This window comes from Simonsiella muelleri ATCC 29453 (assembly GCF_002951835.1).
Lineage (GTDB): Bacteria > Pseudomonadota > Gammaproteobacteria > Burkholderiales > Neisseriaceae > Simonsiella > Simonsiella muelleri.
The window spans coordinates 2211273-2227700 of the sequence record NZ_CP019448.1; the positions used below are offsets into that span (position 1 = coordinate 2211273).

Annotated in this window: 12 protein-coding genes; 6 read left to right on the forward strand and 6 right to left on the reverse strand. The window is 41.5% G+C overall.

The features are described from left to right. From BWP33_RS10935 to BWP33_RS10945, 3 genes are all read left to right on the forward strand, one after another. Complete coding sequence (locus BWP33_RS10935) at window positions 1–1245, forward strand: hypothetical protein (RefSeq protein ID WP_002642435.1); 1245 nt, start codon at window positions 1–3, stop codon at window positions 1243–1245. A gap of 167 nt (window positions 1246–1412) precedes the next feature. Further along, window positions 1413–1844, forward strand: coding sequence for an organic hydroperoxide resistance protein (locus tag BWP33_RS10940; protein ID WP_002642434.1), 432 nt, complete (start codon window positions 1413–1415; stop codon window positions 1842–1844). A 434-nt stretch (window positions 1845–2278) separates the two neighbouring features. Continuing rightward, window positions 2279–2698 carry a MarR family winged helix-turn-helix transcriptional regulator gene (locus tag BWP33_RS10945; protein ID WP_002642433.1) on the forward strand — a complete coding sequence of 140 codons (420 nt, stop codon included), beginning with the start codon at window positions 2279–2281 and terminating at the stop codon, window positions 2696–2698. A gap of 41 nt (window positions 2699–2739) precedes the next feature. Here BWP33_RS10945 and uvrC read toward each other — a convergent pair whose 3' ends face one another. Both uvrC and sstT read right to left on the reverse strand, forming a co-directional pair. Next, window positions 2740–4581: an excinuclease ABC subunit UvrC gene (uvrC, locus tag BWP33_RS10950; RefSeq protein ID WP_002642432.1), complete on the reverse strand. Its 1842-nt coding sequence runs from the start codon at window positions 4579–4581 to the stop codon at window positions 2740–2742. Window positions 4582–4690: 109 nt separating this feature from the next. Next, a complete protein-coding gene (gene sstT, locus BWP33_RS10955; RefSeq protein WP_002642431.1) occupies window positions 4691–5956 on the reverse strand; it encodes a serine/threonine transporter SstT in 1266 nt (421 codons plus the stop codon). A 300-nt stretch (window positions 5957–6256) separates the two neighbouring features. Here sstT and BWP33_RS13195 point away from each other — a divergent pair, with 300 nt between their 5' ends. From BWP33_RS13195 to pepN, 3 genes are all read left to right on the forward strand, one after another. Then, window positions 6257–6379, forward strand: a complete 123-nt coding sequence (locus BWP33_RS13195; protein WP_263479608.1) for a hypothetical protein — start codon at window positions 6257–6259, stop codon at window positions 6377–6379. A 347-nt stretch (window positions 6380–6726) separates the two neighbouring features. Next, window positions 6727–9009 carry a 5-methyltetrahydropteroyltriglutamate--homocysteine S-methyltransferase gene (gene metE, locus BWP33_RS10960; RefSeq protein WP_002642430.1) on the forward strand — a complete coding sequence of 761 codons (2283 nt, stop codon included), beginning with the start codon at window positions 6727–6729 and terminating at the stop codon, window positions 9007–9009. Window positions 9010–9103: 94 nt separating this feature from the next. Continuing rightward, window positions 9104–11770, forward strand: coding sequence for an aminopeptidase N (pepN, locus tag BWP33_RS10965; RefSeq protein WP_002642429.1), 2667 nt, complete (start codon window positions 9104–9106; stop codon window positions 11768–11770). A 170-nt stretch (window positions 11771–11940) separates the two neighbouring features. On the opposite strand, the gene BWP33_RS10970 is transcribed toward pepN, so the two are convergent. The 4 genes from BWP33_RS10970 to BWP33_RS10985 form a co-directional block, all read right to left on the reverse strand. Next, on the reverse strand, window positions 11941–12204 hold the full coding sequence (locus BWP33_RS10970) for a SemiSWEET family transporter (RefSeq protein WP_002642428.1): 264 nt from the start codon (window positions 12202–12204) through the stop codon (window positions 11941–11943). Between the two features lie 240 nt (window positions 12205–12444). Beyond that, window positions 12445–13110, reverse strand: coding sequence for a response regulator (locus BWP33_RS10975; RefSeq protein WP_002642427.1), 666 nt, complete (start codon window positions 13108–13110; stop codon window positions 12445–12447). A gap of 23 nt (window positions 13111–13133) precedes the next feature. Continuing rightward, window positions 13134–14081, reverse strand: coding sequence for a peptidylprolyl isomerase (locus tag BWP33_RS10980; protein WP_002642426.1), 948 nt, complete (start codon window positions 14079–14081; stop codon window positions 13134–13136). Continuing rightward, a complete protein-coding gene (locus BWP33_RS10985; RefSeq protein WP_002642425.1) occupies window positions 14078–16345 on the reverse strand; it encodes an LPS-assembly protein LptD in 2268 nt (755 codons plus the stop codon). Before BWP33_RS10985 ends, BWP33_RS10980 begins: the two co-directional genes overlap by 4 nt. Window positions 16346–16428: the final 83 nt, after the last annotated feature.

Below are 16428 nucleotides of genomic sequence, written 5' to 3' on the forward strand. Positions count from 1 at the left end.
ATGGAATCAATTCAAAATTTTCTTAATAATCATGATTATGATGTACGCAAAACAGGCAATGCACGTTGGATTGATCAGAAATGTACTCATGATGTTGTATCTATGATTGCAGATTGCATTTTGGAATACATTGGCGAAGATGAACAACAAACATTTACAGTTAAAGACATTTGGAATAGCCCCTACACCAATGAAAATATTGTTGATATTTTTGCAAAACCTGATGTAAATAATAAAAAAGCTAACAATGAATATGATAAATTCTTTGGTCAGCCAATTAAATTATTGGCATATAGTGGTATTTTAAACGAACAAAAACAAGGTAATAAATATATTTATACAATTCAGCATATTGAATTATTACAATATATTGCCTTGCGTGAAACCAATGCATTGAAATTTTTGCAGTTATATATTGAAAAAGTATTGCGTGATAGTAAATTATTTCATTTATTTGAACAATTTTTTTCACAACAGACAACTACAAATTTCAATACACTAAAAACCAAGTTTACTGAATTTACTATTCAATATACTAAAATCAATGGCGAATTGGAATGTGGACGGATTTTTACCAAAATTCTTAATCCACTAGCATTTAAATTAAAGAAAAAAGGAACAATTAAAGGGCATTTATCTAAAAATAACATTATATTATCTGATTTACAATATAACCGTTTGAATTGGCGAGATGAATGGAGTGGGAAAGATAAATCTCAAACACGTTCAGAATACGCACCGACTCAAGAAGAAATTCAAGTAGAAAAATTAGCTTTATATGCCATCAAGAAAGCAAAAAAAGCTGTTCGTCAATATAATGACAAATATCATTTAGGTATTTCAGAAATCCAACAATCTAATGAAACGGTCAATGCGACACAAATTCATCATATTTTTCCGCAAAATGAATTTCCAACTATTGCGGATTATTTAGAAAATTTGATTGCATTGACACCAAATCAGCATTTTAGTATGGCGCACCCTGATAATCAGACACGATATATTGACCCTGATTTCCAATATATTTGCTTGGTTGCTAAAACCGCAAGTATTAGAGATAGTTTATTGGTTAGAAAAGATGATTTTTACCATTTTGATGACTATTGCTTCGTATTGAATACAGGTTTAAACACTTCTGAATTTAATTTGGTTAATGATTTGGATTTTGCAGTTTTATTGCAAAAAATTGATGAGTTTTATAGCCCATTAGAAAATAACAAATATTCTTCTTTTTTATTATCATAAAAAATTCAGGCTGCCTGAAAGTCTTAAAAACACTTTTCAGGCAGCCTGAAAATTTATTATTCATTTAAAAACAAATAAATAATAAATATATTTTGAAATTAAATTGCACACAATTTAATTTTTCGCTATTATTGCAACATCTTAAACACAAACAAGGAATCAATATCATGAAAATCTTTTATCACACTTCTGCAACCGCAACAGGTGGACGAGACGGACATACTCAAGTAGATGACGGCTCAATCGGCTTTGATTTGGTTGGCTTTCAAAATGAAAGCGGCAAAGTCGGCACAAATCCCGAACAACTTTTCGCCATGGGTTACGCAGCATGTTTTGACAGCGCAATGAACCACGTTGCTCCATCGTTGGGCTTAAAACCAAGCAAATCCAGTACTTCGGTGGCAGTTGGTATCGGTCAAAAAGCAGACGGTGCATTTGGTTTGGACATTGACATCACAATTACAGTGGAGGGTTTGAGCGTGGACGATGCCAAAAAATTAATTAGTAAATCCCACGAAGTTTGCCCATATTCCAACGCCACACGCGGTAATTTGGACGTTCGCTTGCACGTTAAAGTCATTGAAGCATTCGATTTGTAATTTTGATGATTTCAGGCAGCTTGAAAGTTAGAACCTGTGTTCATCATCTTAATATAGTGGATTAAATTTAGATTAGGACAAGGCGACAACGACCGCCGTGTACACCTAGTACATAAGGGAGTTGGCAACGCTGTACTAATCTAAATTTAATTCACTATAGCTTGCTTTTATCGCCACTTCATGCACCTACTGCGTTGGCTTAAAAAGCCGCCTTGTATTCGCAATAGATTGTCAATAAAATCAAGTTATCAACCTTACGGACACAGGTTCTCAAATTGATTGTGATAAAATATAGTCGTTTAAAGTTTAAAATGAGCAACTGCAACCACTATTATGGGGGCGGACAACGCAGTAATATTTTTTAATTTTAAACGACTATAACACGCAATTAAGAACCTCTATTCACTTTCAGGCTGCCTTTTGATATTCAACCTATGTACGAACAATTAAAATTAGATAATCAAATTTGTTTCCCACTTTACGCGCTTTCCAAAGAAATCACGCGTCAATACACGCCGTTTTTGAATGCGTTAGATTTGACTTATCCACAGTATCTCGTGATGCTGGTGTTGTGGGAACAAGGGGAGCAGACCGTCAATCAAATCGGGGCAAAATTACATTTGGATAGCGGCACACTCACCCCCCTGCTCAAACGTTTACAAGTAAAAAACCTAGTACAGCGTGAACGCAATCAAACCGATGAACGCACGGTGATGATTTCATTAACTGAATCAGGTAAATCTCTGGAACATCAAGCATCTGAAATTCCATTAAAAATAGCAAATTGTCTGAATTTAAATGAAACAGAAATCGCTGTTTTACATAAGATTATCGGACAGTTTAAAGATAAATAATACGGATTTAACAATTAAGAATCTGTGTTCTTAATTCTTAATCAGTGATGCAAATATTCATAAATTTTCTCCGCCAACGCCCGACTAATCCCCTCCGTCTGCGCCAAATCGTCCACGCTGGCAGCCTGCACGCCACGCAATCCGCCAAACCGCATCAACAACGCCGCTTTCCGTTTCGCGCCCACGCCGTCAATATCATTCAGCGAAGACGTAACTCGCGCCTTATCGCGTTTCGCACGCATTCCCGTAATCGCAAATCTGTGGCTTTCATCGCGCACCGTCTGCAACAAATGCAAGGCTGGCGAATTAGGCGGCAGCCTGAAACGCTCGCCCGAAAACGGCAAAATCAATTCTTCCAAACCCGCCTTGCGTTCCACACCTTTCGCAATGCCAACCAACGGAATCGTCAAACCCAACTCTTCCCACACCGCCACCGCCACGCCAATTTGCCCCATGCCGCCGTCAATCAACACCGCGTCAGGAAAACGAACCACTTCACCAGCAGCCTGCGCCTGTTTCATTTTGCCATAACGCCGCGTTAAAACTTCGCGCATGGCTGTGTAATCATCATTGGTAGCGGTTGTGATGTTGTAACGGCGATACTGGCTCGGCTGCATGGCAAAATCATCGTAAACCACACAACTCGCCATCGTCGCTTCGCCCTGCGTGTGGCTGATGTCAAAACATTCCAAACGCTGCAAATCGCTTTCAGGCAGCCCAACGATTTCCGCCAACGCCGCCACTCGCGCTTGTTGATTCACATTTTGTAATTGATGTTGCGATAGCGCGTGTTCCGCGTTTTGAATTGCCCTATTCAGCCACACTTTGCGCTCGCCTTTTTCCGCTTTCGGGAATTGAATCGCGCGACTGTGTTCGCTATTCAAAGCAGCCTGCAAACTTTCAGGCAGCCTGAAATTACAAATCAACACATCGGGCTTCATTTTGCCCAAATAATGTTGTGCGACAAAGGCTTCCGCATAATCCTGACCGTTTGGATTTGGGTCGTGGCGCGTGTCGGGGAAAAAAGATTTATCGCCAACGTGCCGCCCACCGCGAATGCTGACCCAATGCAAACACACGCCACCATTCGCCTGCGCCAACGCCACAATATCAATATCCGCCTGATTGCCCACGCTTTGACTGTCAATAAATTGCTTGCTCTGAATCACGCCCAACGCCTGAATTTGGTCGCGCAATTTCGCCGCCGTTTCAAAATCCAAATCATCAGCAGCCTGAAACATTTGTTTTTCCAAATCTTTCAACAAATCTGCCGTTTTACCATTCAAAAACGCCGCCGCATTTCGCACCTGTTCCGCGTAATCATCACGCGACACCGAACCCACGCACGGCGCGGAACAACGCTTAATCTGCGCGAGCAAACACGGTCTGTCGCGATGTGAAAACACGCTGTCTTCACACGTTCGCAACTGAAACACTTTCTGCAAAATCTCAATGCTATCGCGCACCGCATAACCGTTGGGATAAGGGCCGAAATATTGATTGGGCTTTTGGGGCGTGCCACGAAAATACGCCAACTTTGGAAACGTGTGTCCACTTATCATCAAATACGGATAAGATTTGTCATCACGAAACAAAATATTATATTTTGGCGACAATGATTTAATTAAATTATTTTCCAAAATTAAGGCTTCGGCTTCGCTGCGCGTGAGCGTGATTTCCACCCACGCAATCTGCTTAATCATCAACGAAATACGTGGCGAATGGTCGGATTTTTGAAAATAACTGGATACACGGCGTTTCAAATTCACCGCCTTGCCCACATACAAAACGCTGTCGTCTGCGGCAATCATGCGGTACACGCCTGAGGAATTGGGTAAAGATTTTAGGAAGATTTCTAGATTAAATTCAGATTGTTGAGACATTTAAGACCGCCTAAAGGACAACGCCTTCAGTGAAACCATTAACAAAAATAATTTTCAGGCAGCCTGAAAGATAATGCGCAATCTTTCAAGCTGCCTTATTTTCATGAATTTATTGATTGGTATTTCTGTTTTTTGCCATATCTGCCGCTGCTGTAAACAACACATCGGTTGATGAATTCAATGCCGTTTCAGCAGAATCTTGAATCACACCAATAATATAGCCAACTGCCACCACTTGCATCGCAATCTCATTTGGAATATTAAACAAACTACATGCCAACGGAATCAACAACAACGAACCACCTGCCACGCCCGATGCACCGCACGCACTAATCGTAGACACCAAACTTAACAACAACGCCGTCATAAAATCCACTTGAATACCTTGCGTGTGGGCGGCCGCTAATGACAACACCGTAATCGTAATCGCTGCACCAGCCATATTAATGGTTGCCCCCAATGGAATAGACACCGAATACGTTTCTTCATGCAAATTCAATTTTTCCGCTAAACTCATGTTCACAGGAATATTCGCCGCAGATGAGCGCGTGAAAAATGCAGGAATTCCACTCTCGCGCAAACACATCAAAACCAATGGATACGGATTTTTGCGTGTTTGCCAAAACACAATCATCGGATTCAACACAAATGCCACAAACGCCATGCAACCGAGTAACACCAAAATCAATTGACCATATTCAGTCATCATTTTGCCAAAACCCGTCGTTGCGGTCGTTACCGTTACCAAACCCAAAATACCAAATGGCGCAAGTTTAATAATCCATTGCACAATCGCCGAAACCGCATGAGACACATCATGAATCATGTCCAACGTGGCAACCGATGCACGGCGCAACGCCAATCCCAACAAAATCGCCCAAAATAAAATCCCAATGTAATTGGCATTTACCAAAGATGCAAACGGATTAGACACCAAATTCATTAATAAATTATGCAATACCGCACCAATGCCTTCAGGTGGATTCACACCAACGCTGTCTGCACCCACCAAGGTGATGCTACTCGGAAACATGAAACTGCCTACCACCGCAACCACCGCCGCACCAAATGTACCCAATAAATATAAAAATAAAATCGGACGAATATTGGTTTTCACCCCATGATTGTGTTTTGCTACCGCCGAAGTAACCAACACAAACACCAAAAATGGTGCAACCGCTTTCAACGCCCCCACAAACAAATCACCCAAAATGCCAATCACGTTGACAATACTTTTGGCAATTTGCGGATTGATGCCAGAATTTGGAGAATGGATGGCGTAGTTAGCGAATTGCCCGATAATTGCGCCCAAAACCAAACCGATAACGATTTGCCAAATTAAACTCAGCGATTTTTTGGATTTTAAAGAAGTCATGGTGATGCCTTTATCTAAAATTGCAAAGAAATGTTAAATACTCGGCTATTTTATAAGTAAATGTTCCTTTTGTGCCACTAAAAATATTTCAGGCAGCCTGAATTTACATAATCATATAGATTTATTATTAAAAATTGTTGGTAGCACTTCAAAAAGTATGATGCCTAAAAATTAAGCACCAAACATAACCGAAATTAACATAGTGAAAATGCTGTTTTTTTAGTTTTATTTCACAATAGTTATTACGTAAAACACCCAAAATCTTACCATCATATTTTTGACTTGATTATTGGCTTGTGAATGACAACCTTTGTAGAACCTGTACTCATAGCCAACGTGAAACGGATTTTTGTCCCAGTTGGACCAATGAGCTGTTTTGTGGTGGTATTGGCAAATGATGGTTTTGTTTACCGTAGCTTTTGATGCCATTTTTGTTTATGCTTGTAGCTTGGCAATAGAGGATAAGAAAATTTTATCTGTATTTTCACATCTTACAAGATACACTTTTTTTTACCTCATTGCCTCTTGTTTTTTCAGTATCATACTTTTTGAAGCACGACCGATTTTTTGTTTGACATTGATTACAGTATCTGTATTAATTTTTTTCATGAAAAAGATTCAAATTTCTTAGTTGCATCATTGCCTAAAAACAGCGATGATTGCGCATATTTTAAATGATAGACTGGCTCGATGTTAGGTAATTACAGTGATTTCATTTAGATTGATATAAAGACACAACGCATAATTTTGTTTAAACAGGAGTACAAACTATGAATACATTTCACTTAAATGGCTACCCACGTGTGGGCGCAAAACGTGAATTGAAATTTGCCGTAGAAGCCTTTTGGAAAGGCGTGAAATCAGAAACCGAAGTGCGTGAAGTAGCCGCCGAAATTCGCCGTGTGAATTGGGCAACACAAAAAGCAGCTGGCGCAGACTTATTACCTGTGGGTGATTTTTCGTTTTACGACCACGTTTTGGATTTGATTTGCGCGGTGGGCGCGATTCCGAAACGTTTCGGTTTTGATGCCGATAATTTGACTTTGCCACAATATTTTGAATTGGCACGTGGTAATGCAACTCAATTTGCCATGGAAATGACAAAATGGTTTGACACCAATTACCACTACATCGTACCAGAATGGTATGCGGATACCGAATTTTCTACTCATTCAGGCAGCCTGATTGCTCAAATCAAAGAGGCTAAAGCACAAGGGCATGACATTAAACCAACTTTGGTAGGACCTTTAACTTTATTGTGGTTGGGTAAGAAAAAAGAAGAATTTGGTTGTCGCATCAAAACGTTATTGCCAAAATTATTGCCTGTATACGCCCAATTATTGCGTGAATTAGCGGCAGAAGGTGTGGATTGGATTCAAATTGATGAGCCGATTTTGGCGGTGGATGCAGGCGATGCGTGGACAAATGCCTTTGCTGATGTATACAAAGAATTGGCCAATACTGGCGTGCGCATCATCATTGGTACTTATTTCGCATCTGTGGCGGAACACGTTAAATTATTGAGCAGCTTGCCTGTGCATGGCGTGCATATTGACTGTGTGCGTGCACCTGAACAATTGGCGGTATTCGCGGAACAATTCCCAACAAGCAAAGTATTATCTGTAGGTTTGGTGGACGGTCGCAACGTATGGCGTGCGAATTTGAACAAAATTATTGATACTTTAGAACCTGTAAAAGCCAAATTCCAAAATAATTTGTGGATTGCGCCAAGCTGCTCACTGCTGCATAGTCCACAAGATTTGGCAGTAGAAGAAAAATTAGACGCAGAAATCAAGTCATGGATGGCATTTGCTGCACAAAAATTAGTGGAATTGGGCAACATCAAACAAGCTTTGGAACACGGTAAAAACAGTATTCAGGCTGCCTTAGAAGCATCTGATGCAGCGGCTGCCGACCGCGCTACCAACAAAAAAGTCCACAATGATGCCGTGAAAGCGCGGTTGGCAAACTTACCAAAAGGTGCAGATCAACGCAAATCGCCGTTTGCGGAACGCATTAAAGCACAACAAGCGTGGATGAATTTGCCCATTTTGCCAACCACTACCATTGGTTCATTCCCACAAACCACGGAAATTCGCCAAGCGCGTGCTGCGTTTAAAAAAGGGGAATTATCTGCTGCCGATTATGAAGCGGCAATGAAAAAAGAAATTGCATACTGCGTTGAAGTACAAGAAAAATTGCAATTAGATGTGCCTGTACATGGCGAAGCTGAACGCAATGACATGGTAGAATATTTTGGTGAACAATTAGCAGGTTACTGCTTTAGCCAATTTGGGTGGGTGCAATCTTACGGCTCGCGCTGCGTAAAACCACCGATTATTTTTGGTGATGTATCGCGCCCTAATCCAATGACTGTGTTTTGGTCTTCTTACGCGCAATCGCTGACGAAACGTCCTATGAAAGGTATGTTAACAGGTCCTGTAACCATGTTCAAATGGTCATTTGTACGCGATGATATCCCACTGAGTGTGGTGGCAAAACAAATTGCGTTGGCGTTGAATGATGAAGTGTTGGATTTGGAAAAAGCAGGCATCAAAGTAATTCAAATTGATGAGCCCGCGATTCGTGAAGCCATGCCGTTGAAAAAAGCGCAATGGGACGAGTATTTGGCTTGGGCATGTGAAGCGTTCCGCTTGTCATCAACTGGCGCGGAAGACAGCACGCAAATTCACACGCATATGTGTTACTCTGAATTTAACGACATTTTGCCAGCGATTGCGAGTATGGATGCAGACGTGATTACGATTGAAACTTCGCGTTCGGATATGGATTTATTGACTGCGTTTGGCGAATTTAAGTATCCAAACGACATCGGGCCAGGCGTGTATGACATTCACAGCCCACGCGTGCCAACAGCAGCAGAAATTGAACATTTATTGCGAAAAGCGATGGATGTGGTGCCTGTTGAGCGTTTGTGGGTCAACCCTGACTGTGGTTTGAAAACACGCGGTTGGCAAGAAACCATTGAGCAATTGGAAGTAATGATGGAAGTTACTCATAAATTGCGCAAAGAGTTAAATACATCAAAATAATTGATGAATAAAAAGGCAGCCTGAAAACTGGAAAACTGGTTTTCAGGCTGCCTTTTTGCGCTACAATTTCACTTTTAATCACAGGAAAATCCACATGACTCAAATCGTCAAATATCTCAAAGATTATGCTGCGCCCAATCATCTTGTGCCGAAAGTAGATTTATTGTTTGATGTTCAGAATGAATATACTGATGTGATTATCACTCTGCATATTGAGCCACAGAATAATGAAAAAACTTTAATTTTACAAGGTGATGCAAAATTATTAATGATTCAATTGAATGGCGAAAGGCTGCCTGAAACCGCATATTCATTAGTAGGCGAAATTTTGACTTTGCCGAATATGCCAACCGTGCCATTTACGTTGACCATTCAGACACGTGTATTCCCTGAAATCAATAAATCATTCAATGGATTATATGCGTCTGATGGCAATTTATACACCCAATGCGAACCCGAAGGATTCCGCAAAATCACATTTCACCCCGACCGTCCCGATGTGATGGGTGTGTTTACCACCGAAATTCGCGCTGATAAACAAAAATTTCCTGTTTTATTGTCCAATGGTAACAAAATTCGTTCAGGCAGCCTGCCAGATGGACGACATTTTGCCGTGTGGCACGACCCATTTAAAAAGCCTAGCTATTTATTTGCGCTGGTTGCAGGACAATTAGTCGCCACATCTGATGTTTTTGTTACCAAGAGTAATCGTCAAGTTGCCATTGAATTTTACACGCGCCCTGAAGATGCTGACAAAGTCGCATTCGCCGTAGAATCATTAAAAAATGCGATGAAATGGGACGAAGAGCGTTTCGGCTTGGAATACGACTTGGACGTGTACATGGTTGTCGCCGTAGGCGATTTCAACATGGGTGCGATGGAAAACAAAGGCTTGAATATTTTTAATACAAAATATGTTCTTGCCAATAGCCAAACCGCCACCGACAGCGATTTTGAAGGCGTAGAAAGCGTGATTGGACATGAGTATTTTCACAATTGGACAGGCAACCGCGTAACTTGCCGCGATTGGTTTCAACTTTCTTTGAAAGAAGGTTTAACTGTGTTTCGTGACCAAGAATTTTCAGGTAATCGTGCCAGTCGAGCCGTGCGCCGCATTGAAAATGTGAAGTTGTTGAGAACGCATCAATTTGCTGAAGATGCCAGTCCGATGGCACACCCCGTTCGCCCTGCCAGCTATGTGGAAATGAACAATTTTTACACCATGACCGTGTACGAAAAAGGGGCGGAAGTCGTGCGAATGTACCACACCTTTTTAGGCGAAGATGGTTTTCAGCGTGGCATGAAACTGTATTTTGAACGCCATGATGGACAAGCCGTAACCTGTGATGATTTTCGTCATGCGATGGCGGATGCCAATGGCGTGGATTTTAGCCAATTTGCGTTGTGGTATTCGCAAGCGGGTACGCCCACGCTGAATGTTTCAGGCAGCCTGCAAAATGGCGAATATATTTTGGACGTCAAACAAATCTTGCCCAACACGCCCGATATGCCAGCCAGCGAAAAAAAGCCAATGATGATGCCGTTAGCCATCGCATTTTTTGATGAGAATGGCAAAAAAATCAGTTTCAGGCAGCCTGAACACCCAGCGGTTAGCAATACAGAACAGACCGAAACTGTTTTAACAGTTAACCAATCCGAGCAATCATTTAAATTTTTGATGAATGCCAACACGGTTACGCCATCTTTGTTGCGTGGTTTTTCTGCGCCTGTGTATTTGGAGTTTGATTATACAAATAAAGAACTTGCATTGTTATTGGCGCATGATGATGACGCATTTTCGCGTTGGGAAGCAGGACAAACACTGTTTCGCCGTGCGATTGCTGCCAATGAAGACGCATTGAAAAATGGTGAAATGCTGCCTGAACACACCGAATTGATGGATGCTTTACGGAATGTGTTGAATAATCAAGATATTGACCCAGCACTTAAAGCTATGTTGTTGCAAGTACCAGCTGAAGCCGAATTGTGGGGTGAACGCGACAACCTCAATCCCGTGTTAATCAGTATGGCGCGAGAAGCCTTGTTAGAGCAAATTGCACATGGTTTACACAGTGAATTGTTAGCAACTGCACTTAACGCTCGCGAAGCCGAAAACGCTGACAAACGTGGCAAAGAAATTGTGTTTTATGAATATAATCCAAAAGACGCAGGTTTACGCTCGTTACAATATGCGTGTTTTGGGCTGATTCATCGTTTTGATGAGATAGCAACTATTGAGCAAGTATTTGAATATTATGACGAAATGGCAAGGAAAAATATGACTCACGAATGGGGTGTATTGTCGGCTATCAATCACAATCATGACCCGAAACGTGATGAATTATTGGCGCGATTTGCAGCGAAGTTTGATAGCCAAGCCCTTGTCATGGATAAATATTTTATGTTGATTGCATCCAGTCGCCGTGCGGATACGCTGGCGCAAGTTCAGGCAGCCTTAAATCATCCACGTTTTGCGCTGGATAATCCGAACAAAGTGCGTGCGCTGATTGGCACGTTTGCACGAAATGTACCGCATTTTCATGCAGCGGACGGCTCGGGTTATGCATTTGTGGCACAACACATCAAAAAAATTGATGAATTTAATCCACAAGTGGCAGCAGGTTTGGCGCGTGCGTTTAATTTGTTGCAACGCATTGAACCGCAACGCCAAGCCTTAATGCGTGCAGAATTAGAACAGATTGTCGCGTTGCCGAATCTGTCCAAAGATGTGCGTGAAATTGTAGAGAAAATTTTGGCGTAACATCAATATAAAAAACAATTTGAAACCTTTGCAAAAAGCATTTTTTCGCAATGTGCTTATTCAATACATGTGATGCTATCTTTTTGAATCATAATAAAACCTTAGAACTTGTCTTCACAGGTTCTAAGGTTTTACAAAGGTTTCAGAGTTTGAATTTAAAGCACCATAGATTAAAAACTTGTCGCAAACGTAACCAAGCCGAACGCAATACCCGGTAAATTAGCTAAGACAATGGCCCAATCACGTTTTTCTTTGATGAGCCCATAAACTACCCACAATGTGCAGTTAATTGCTGCAATTAAAGGTTGTAAAGGTGCGCCTTTATGACCTGCTAAATTGGCTTGGATTTGGGGAATATACGATACATACATACTCACTGCCATAATTGTGGCAGCAATGGATACAATATTGATTTGTTTTTCGGTTAGTTTCATATAAAAATCCTTATAAAATCACTATGTTAATATCAAGATTCGCAAATAAAATAGATATACAAATTAAATAATTACATTTCACTATGATGAAAAGTTTATTCTCAATTTGAAGCGCAACATACGACAAAACCAAATACAATATTTTATTTATGAGCCAATCAGGCTGCCTGAATAAATGGATAACCTGAAAAGTATTTTAACATTAATCATCAAAAAAATTGATGAATTAAAGTTTCACTATTATTCTGGCGCAATCCCAATTTGATATCCTAAATTCCGATGATTGCGAATAAAATCTTTACCGATTTTTTTACGCAAATTGTAAACATGGACTTCAATGGCATTACTTTCAATTTCTTGTTCCCAGCCATAGAGTTTGTCTTCAATTTGGGCGCGGCTGTGGATAAAATTCGGTTGCAACAACAGCATTTCTAATAACATATATTCATGTCGTGTGAGTGGCAAAGATTGACCACGTAACGTGGCGGTTTTGGCTGCGGTGTCCAGCGTGAGTGCGCCACAACGGATATCCGCCGCCGCTCTTCCTTTACTGCGGCGAATCAGCGCAACCAGTCGTGCTGCCACTTCGTCCAATGCAAATGGTTTACACAAATAATCGTCCGCACCGCTATTGAGTCCAGCCAAACGATCTGGCAGGGCATCACGTGCCGTCAAAATCAATACGGGAATATCGTGATTGGTTTGTCGCCAAGTCTGTAAAATGACCATGCCATCGCAATCAGGTAAACCTAAATCCAATACAACTGCATCGTAAGATGCTGAATTTAATGCGTCTGCACCTAATTTACCATTTTGAAACCAGTCGGCAGTGAAGCTTAATTTGCTTAAACCGTGGTACAGCCCATCGCCTATGAGTGGGTCATCTTCTATAATTAATATTCTCATTTTATTCAATATGAATACTGGTTCTAAAAATTATTCACCACAGCATCATGCATTAATTGCTGCATAAATTGGGTTTGCTGTTTTTGTTGTTCTTTGCGCACCAATAAACGGCGAATGGCTTCGCGTTGGGTTTTGGTGGGATCAATTTCGGTGCGTTTACCGAGCATTTGCAACATTTGCCAATTTTGCGTGGTTTGAATTGGCGCACTGGTTTCACCAACTTTCAACAATTGCAACATCGCTTCCACTTTTTCAGGCTGACTATTTTCCGGAAGTTCTACCACACCATTTTGCGCAGCAGCAGCTTCTTGCGAATAGCGTTTGGCGAGCGTACCAAAATCACTGCCACTTTGAACGGATTTCGCAATCAATTTCATGCGATCGCCGACTGCTGCAGCTTTGTTATTTTCATTAATCTTCAACACAATACGGCGAACATTGTACACCGTATATGGATTACCCGATGGCACAACTTGTCCATCTTTTTGTGCTTGATTGATGTAGGCTTGAATATCGTTATCACTGACTTCCACGCTTTCATTCATGCGGTCAATCATGCGTCCTACCAATAAATCTTTCGCCACTTCCAAACGATACGCATCGCGACTCCAACCTAATTTTTTAGTTTGATTAAATAAATTCTCTACGGTTGTATGTGCGGCTGTGGCACGGCGGTTGAGTTCAGCGTCAATTTCAGCGGATGTAACTTTTAAACCTTGTTCTTTGGCAGCATAAACCAATAAGGCACGTTCCATTAATTGTTGTTTAGCGGTTTTGGCTAATTCTTCATTGGAAATACTCGCGCTGGCTGGATTACTGCGAAGCAAACGGACGGTGCGTTCAATGTCGCCATAAGTGATGATTGACGCATTCACTTCAGTCGCCACGCCATTCAAAACGCGAATTTCTGCGGCTGCCTGAAAATGAATCGCCAATAAACTAGCAAGAGTGATGATTTTGATGTGTTTCATTTGGTCGTAACCTCATTGGTTTTGTGATAACCCGGAATGCCGAGTCGTAAAGTTTCGTAGGGGTTATTCCCCAAACTGCTTAAATTTTTCAGTTGTAACGTAAAATAAAAGGCATTTTTGTGTTCATTCAAACCCGTAACATAGCGTTGTCCCACCACACTCACGCTCCAGCAACCACACGGATTGCGGTATTCTAACCCCATAGTCCCGTTAATGAAGGTTGATGGATTGATGCTGTAATTCAGTCGCCCTACTGCGTACCAATTTGGAGTAATGGGATATTGTGCAGCCAAATCAATATGTTTCAATTTATCAAAGTAACCAGAATAAATTTCTTCATGGCGACCATATTTGTAACGCGCTGCCAATACTTTGCCTGCCTGCGGATTGTAACGGATACCTGCATCAAAACGTTGAGTAATGCGTTCGCTTTGGTTGTAGTGCCAATTCATGTCAGCAAACCAATTGGGATGAATGCGTCCACCTGCGAATAATACAATATCGCTGCGTTTGCGTGCTGATGTGGTCAGGCTACCATCAAGTAGCACGTTGTCTGTTTTGAAATACATTTTTTGCCCGATACCCATGCGAAAATATTCTGCGCCTGTTTGTGCATCTAAAAAGCGTGTTCGCAAGCCCACTGACAAACTGTTGCTGCTGTTGATGCGGTCGTTACCCGAATACAAATTTTCGCGGAATAATTGACCGTAGCTGAACGCATTTTCCGAACTGTCAAAATTGGGTAAATCATTTTGTGATTTGCTGGTAACATAGTTGTAAAATAAACGCGGTTCAAATGTTTGAATGTATTTTTGGTCAAATAAATTCGCATTGCGTTCAAAGGTTAAACCCGAATCCACACTCACCATCGGCAACACACGCGATGCACTACGCGCCGATTTATCACCAAATTCGTCTAACCAATAACGGCTGGCGTGTATGCCCACTTTCGGACGCACATAACCCCAAGGCTTGCTAAAATCCCATTGCACCGACGGATTCACAACCATTCGCGTACCGCTTTGTTTATTTTTGTGGTCAAAACGTGTGATTTGGCTGTTGAAATTGTATTGCGTGATACCATGATTTTTTTGCCAATTGGCTGATAATTTTGGAAGAATGGCATATGGTTTATCGGTATTACCAGACGAATCAGGCAGCGTTTGGTAATCCAAAACCGTTAAATTGGCGTTCAGTGTGCTGCCCAAAAACGGCGTGTGATAATCTAGCCACGCCCGATTTTCCAAATTCACGCTGGATGTGGTGTTATAAAAATTGCGTTGATAATCATCGTCTGACATACGATGCAAACTCATGCCACCCGTTAATTTATCAGAAAAAATGTGTGAATGAGAAAATTTGGCTTCGTAACGATTTTTGTATTGGCTGCGTTGGTCGTTAGGCATATATTTCACATTCAGGCTGCCTGAATAATTTGGCTCTAAATAACGAAATTCACCACGCAAAGTCGCACCACGATCACTAATTACCCCAGGTGCTAAAGTCGCATCACGATTTGCCGCCAAATTGAAATAATACGGCAATTCCGTTTCCAAACCATCAGAACCCACTTTCATGGTTGGCACCAACAAACCACTTTTGCGATTACCATTGGTCGGGAAATCCACCCAAGGTGTATACAACACAGGCACACCACCAAATACCAAACGTGCGTGTTTTGCCACACCAATTTGCGTGTCATGATTAGTAGATAACTCACTGGCTTGAATGTACCAAGAATGATCGCCTGCTGCGCAAGTATTGAATTTGACATCGTGCATAGACGAATGGGTTTTATCATGCATAGCAATGCTGCCTGAAACCCCTTGCAATCGGCGACCATTTTGCTCGGCTTCAAATTCACTATTTTGCACGCTGCCTTTGTTGTTTTTCAAATCGTATTCTAAGGTTTGACCGCGAATGGTTTGCCCATCGCCGCGTGTGAGGGTAAACTCATTGCCTGCCTTGATTGTGTCAATTGTTTGATTGTATTCTACCCAATTGGCATTTAGGGTTTCGTCGTTGCGCTCCACAATCACATCGCCTGTCGCCACTGCGCTGACGGTGCTTTTGCCTGCTAATTTGTCGGCGGTAATGCGAGTTACGTCTTCAGGCAGCTTGTCTTCGCCGCTTTTTTTAGCAGGTTCAACCGCATAACGTTGAATATTTTTAGCTGGCGAACAATGAAAACGACTGCGTTTCCATGACAAATCGGGTGCATCAGTCGCCCAAGTGTTGCCTGAAAACGCCACAATTAATGCCATAACTAAAGGTTTGCAAATAAATATACGCGACAAAATAACACCCTATTGCGGTTTTACGGTTAAAATAGTGCATATTTTAACCG

Bases quoted from the DNA above. Each gene is read 5' to 3' on its own strand.
- BWP33_RS10935 (WP_002642435.1), top strand. From the start codon at position 1: ATGGAATCAATTCAAAATTTTCTTAATAATCATGATTATGATGTACGC.
- BWP33_RS10940 (WP_002642434.1), top strand. From the start codon at position 1,413: ATGAAAATCTTTTATCACACTTCTGCAACCGCAACAGGTGGACGAGAC.
- BWP33_RS10945 (WP_002642433.1), top strand. From the start codon at position 2,279: ATGTACGAACAATTAAAATTAGATAATCAAATTTGTTTCCCACTTTAC.
- uvrC (WP_002642432.1), bottom strand. From the start codon at position 4,581: ATGTCTCAACAATCTGAATTTAATCTAGAAATCTTCCTAAAATCTTTA.
- sstT (WP_002642431.1), bottom strand. From the start codon at position 5,956: ATGACTTCTTTAAAATCCAAAAAATCGCTGAGTTTAATTTGGCAAATC.
- BWP33_RS13195 (WP_263479608.1), top strand. From the start codon at position 6,257: ATGACAACCTTTGTAGAACCTGTACTCATAGCCAACGTGAAACGGATT.
- metE (WP_002642430.1), top strand. From the start codon at position 6,727: ATGAATACATTTCACTTAAATGGCTACCCACGTGTGGGCGCAAAACGT.
- pepN (WP_002642429.1), top strand. From the start codon at position 9,104: ATGACTCAAATCGTCAAATATCTCAAAGATTATGCTGCGCCCAATCAT.
- BWP33_RS10970 (WP_002642428.1), bottom strand. From the start codon at position 12,204: ATGAAACTAACCGAAAAACAAATCAATATTGTATCCATTGCTGCCACA.
- BWP33_RS10975 (WP_002642427.1), bottom strand. From the start codon at position 13,110: ATGAGAATATTAATTATAGAAGATGACCCACTCATAGGCGATGGGCTG.
- BWP33_RS10980 (WP_002642426.1), bottom strand. From the start codon at position 14,081: ATGAAACACATCAAAATCATCACTCTTGCTAGTTTATTGGCGATTCAT.
- BWP33_RS10985 (WP_002642425.1), bottom strand. From the start codon at position 16,345: ATGGCATTAATTGTGGCGTTTTCAGGCAACACTTGGGCGACTGATGCA.